General features: G+C 70.0%; 1 protein-coding gene. It reads right to left on the reverse strand.

Features of this window, described 5'->3' with window-relative positions; all coding sequences use genetic code 11:
• A partial coding sequence (locus tag CTR53_RS21100) for a DDE-type integrase/transposase/recombinase (RefSeq protein ID WP_290818461.1) occupies positions 1-404 on the reverse strand: 404 nt, incomplete at both ends.

A 404-nucleotide genomic window follows, 5' to 3' on the forward strand; every position in this document is an offset into this window, starting at 1 on the left:
CCCTTGGACTGCGGGTCGGCCGCCTCGCAGAAGTCCGGCCGGAACCGGTAGTGCGTGGCGAACCGGACGTACTCGGCCGTAGGGACCACCCGGTTAGCGACCACGCCACCCTTGAGACCCCCCATCCGGTCAGCCAGCACAACCTTCGGCACCCCACCCAGGGCCTCGAAGCACTCCGCGAGCAGCGCCAGCGTCGTGGCCGCCTTCTCATCGGCTGCGAACCGTACGAACCGCACCCGCGACCACGCCAGCACCGCGCAGAAGACGTGGACCCCGGCGATGACACCCCAGTCGATGACCAGGTGCTCACCCGGGCTCCACACCGCCGGCCGCCGGCCCCGACCGTTCTCACGACGCCACGCCTTCTTCTCCTGCGCGACCAGACGACGGAAGTTCCGGTCCGA

It is taken from the genome of Ferrovibrio sp., from assembly GCF_002796975.1.
Taxonomy (GTDB): domain Bacteria; phylum Pseudomonadota; class Alphaproteobacteria; order Ferrovibrionales; family Ferrovibrionaceae; genus Ferrovibrio.